This window comes from Crocosphaera sp. Alani8 (assembly GCF_038442745.1).
Classification (GTDB): Bacteria; Cyanobacteriota; Cyanobacteriia; order Cyanobacteriales; family Microcystaceae; genus Crocosphaera.
The window spans coordinates 1-2,521 of record NZ_JARVCN010000413.1 but is presented as its reverse complement, the minus strand read 5'-3'; the positions used below and the strand labels follow the sequence as shown (position 1 = coordinate 2,521).

The window sequence follows — 2,521 nt, the reverse complement described above, 5'->3', positions numbered from 1 at the left end:
GAGTCAGTGAACCAAGAATCCCCCGAATTATATTCGTGGGGAGTGTCAAAGCATACCCATTGTCGTCTTGCTAGTTTTAACCAGTGGTGGACACGAGAAAAGCATCTCCAACTTTCCTATTTTGACTAAATCGAATAGCCTTATTGCAAAAATAGGTGACCGAATTAATTCAGTCACCTATTTTTACGCAAAAACCTGTCAATTTCGTTTCTTTCCCTGATTTTCTTGAATTCCAGGGCTTTTTTGTGGTGATATTCGTCTAAAATCTCCTCTGCTTTCTCTGCTACTTCCTTAGCCGCTTTCTTAAGGTCTAAGTGCTGGAGATTTTGCATTTCTTCAAGGATTTTTTGGTTATCTTCCTGTATTTTGAGGATACTTTGCTGTATTTGTTGATTTTCTTGCCTTAGTAGCCGATTCTCTTCGTGAATACTCATTAATACAGAAAAAATCTGAGAGTTATCAGCTAGGGTTGTCGAGCCAGTCTCGATTAGGGTACAAATGTGCTGTGTACACCAGATCCCAAATTCAGTCGAGATCCACCGAGCTACTTCTATTGCGACCAGGGGATGTCCCCAAGTTCCGGCATCTCCTCCTATTTTGTTAGTGCCTGAAACCACCAATTCATCAGCTACGCTTTTTTGAGTAGCTGATGATAGCCCGCTTAGAAAGGCTTTCCCTTTTTTTGACCGCATCCAGTTATTGAATCTCTTGTTGTGCGTGGCACAGAGTTCGCCCAAATTAACATAATTGTCTTCTGGGCGTTGGCTGAAAGATTTTCTGTTGTATTCAAAGATAGTGAGATCCATGTTTGAATTCCCTCTCTGCTTAGGAACAATTGATCCAATTTTTTCAATTCTATTGACTTTTTCTTCAAGGTTTCAACAACAAAGTAGGCAATCGAAAAATTGCCGTAACGATTCCCCCGATAACGGCACTAAAACCACCGACAATGAGAGGAAGGATTAAGGAACGGAAGCCCTTGAGATCAGAGACTTCTTTAACAAGAGTATTTTGGACAATTTTCATCTCTCTAACGTCTTCTTTAAGGTTTTTCACATCTGTGTCAACGGCTGTCAACTTAACTTTGATGTCTCCTATCTCTTCTGATTGCTTATCTAGCTTTTGAGATAGTTCTTTATAGTTGCTATCTAGCTTATCCTCAATTCTTGTCAGGATGTTTGCTAGGTCAAAACTAACGGTAACAGGTTCATTCATGAGCTAAATCCTGGTTAAAATCGAACCTCGTCTTTCTAGGCTATTTTTTCTTTTTGTTCTTCGTAATACTCAACGATCTCATCTAAAGATACCTCGTATTTAGCGATGATTTTGTCAAAGACTTCACCTGTTGGAAACTGATGAGGATTTTTTTTGAGTGAGTAAATAGTATTTGTGCTTATGTCAGTATCCTTGGCGAACCGATACGGGGTAACACCAAGTTGTTCTATGAGTTGTGAGATTTTGTTTCGCATTGGCATATCTAATATGTTACATCAACATCATAGCACGAAGATTTTGTAACACAAGAGAAGATATTGCACTTGACATTATACGAAGTCAGTTGCTACACTAAAAACATAAAGAAAGACGACCGCTCCCCGTGGAAAGTTTGCGATCGCCTTTCTGAAAATCACCACCCCCCAAGGAGGGGGCAACAAAACAATGATATCACAAGCAAACTGTCCGACTTGCGAACAGTGTCCGATGTTCAACGCCTATTCAGGGGAGACCAGGGGAACTTGTACCTTATTTGACCGAGTTACCCGTAGCCATTGGCCACAGACCCAAGATTGTAGGAATGGGTTGCAAGAGGTCGTATTGCACCTTTATTCCCAAGAAGAAGAACAAGACCCTGACTTCGGACATTTTGAACCTGTAAAAGAAATTCAACTAAGTCTTTTCTTATCTGAAATAACAAAACAAGCTGTTAAAAAAGCCTTTCAAACATACCAGGATATGTACCAAGGATTTTATTTAGCTTACTACCATCCATGTCAACAGGATGCGGAATTTTAGGTAACAAAAAAGGGGATTAATTTCCCCTTCTAATAACGACCTAACTTTTAAAGCATTACTCATGTGGCAATCATTTGTACAACTCTACAGTACCTCAAAAAATAAGTCAATTACCTTCAGAGAAAAGACATGAAACTAGCAGAGATTTTGAACAACTTAGCACAACCAGTTCCTAAACAGAAGATTAGTAAAAAAGGAATATTTAAAGACAAGAAAAAGATTGATGAGATTGATTACATAGCTTGGTACAACCTGTGTGACCTATTAGATGAACGGTGTGGAATTGACGGCTGGTCATGGTCAATAAAGGATGTTAATCAGATTAGTAACCGATTAACTTTGACAGGAGTTCTTACTATTTATGGGGATGATAAATCACTTACAAGGGAAGCCACTGGAACCGAGGATGTTGATTGTTCTCAGTATGGTGATCCATCCAGTAATTCTGAAGCAATGGCGTTAAGAAGATGCTGTGCAAAGTTCGGGTTAGGTAGAGACTTATGGAGGA

5 protein-coding genes are annotated in these 2,521 nt (G+C 39.4%); 2 read left to right on the top strand and 3 right to left on the bottom strand.

The window, feature by feature from the left end; genetic code table 11:
- Positions 1–173: 173 nt before the first annotated feature.
- The 3 genes from P9B04_RS20330 to P9B04_RS20320 form a co-directional block, all read right to left on the bottom strand.
- Positions 174–806: a KilA-N domain-containing protein gene (locus P9B04_RS20330; RefSeq protein ID WP_342056794.1), complete on the bottom strand. Its 633-nt coding sequence runs from the start codon at positions 804–806 to the stop codon at positions 174–176.
- Between the two features lie 64 nt (positions 807–870).
- On the bottom strand, positions 871–1,215 hold the full coding sequence (locus P9B04_RS20325) for a shikimate dehydrogenase (RefSeq protein ID WP_342056793.1): 345 nt from the start codon (positions 1,213–1,215) through the stop codon (positions 871–873).
- A 35-nt stretch (positions 1,216–1,250) separates the two neighbouring features.
- The gene (locus P9B04_RS20320) at positions 1,251–1,469 is read right to left on the bottom strand and encodes a helix-turn-helix domain-containing protein (protein ID WP_342056792.1); all 219 of its coding nucleotides are present in this window, start codon (positions 1,467–1,469) and stop codon (positions 1,251–1,253) included.
- A gap of 190 nt (positions 1,470–1,659) precedes the next feature.
- On the opposite strand from P9B04_RS20320, the gene P9B04_RS20315 reads away from it, so the two are divergent.
- Complete coding sequence (locus P9B04_RS20315) at positions 1,660–2,013, top strand: hypothetical protein (protein ID WP_342056791.1); 354 nt, start codon at positions 1,660–1,662, stop codon at positions 2,011–2,013.
- 129 nt (positions 2,014–2,142) lie between these two features.
- Positions 2,143–2,521 (top strand): Rad52/Rad22 family DNA repair protein (locus tag P9B04_RS20310; protein ID WP_342056790.1); only part of this gene is annotated, 379 nt, incomplete at its 3' end.